The organism is Vreelandella neptunia (assembly GCF_022489065.1).
Lineage (GTDB): Bacteria > Pseudomonadota > Gammaproteobacteria > Pseudomonadales > Halomonadaceae > Vreelandella > Vreelandella neptunia_A.
In genome coordinates this window covers 1-504 of record NZ_JAKVTW010000072.1, presented here as the reverse complement: position 1 = coordinate 504, position 504 = coordinate 1, and the positions used below count along the sequence as shown (strand labels likewise).

1 pseudogene is annotated in these 504 nt (G+C 63.9%); it reads right to left on the bottom strand.

Going from position 1 to position 504, the window contains the following annotated elements:
• Positions 1–83: 83 nt before the first annotated feature.
• Positions 84–504, bottom strand: a pseudogene (locus tag MLE19_RS22905) (catechol 1,2-dioxygenase); the annotation flags it as partial.

Here is a 504-nt window from a genome sequence, read left to right as displayed (position 1 = left end):
CAATACGGTGGCATAACCTGGGAATAGCGCTGATGCGTTAGACGATGAGCGTTAGGCCATCATCAGCGCGAGGCTATAGAGCGTTAAACCTTGGCGGTTCCGGCGAGCTGGCTGGCAAGATCCTGCTCATCCTCTTTCGCCCGTGGGCGGGCATGGCGGACTTGCAGCTCGGCGGCGTCGGTGGGGGCCAGTTCCACGTCGAACACCACGTGGGAGAACGGGCCCTCCAGGTCACGCTTGGCGATCTCGGCGGGGTCTTCAATCCGCTCGGCGGGCACGACCAGTTCTTCGCGGGTGGCAAAGGCGAAATCGTCATAGGTGTAGGGGTCGCCCGCCAGATTGATCTGGGTGGTCAGGTGCTGGTGGCCCGGGGCGGAGACAAAGTAGTGAATATGCGCCGGGCGTTCACCGTGGCGCCCCAGTGACTTGAGCACCACATCGGTGGGGGCGCCTTCGGGCACGCCGTAGCCAGAGGGAATAATGCTGCGCGCGGTGTAGCGGCCG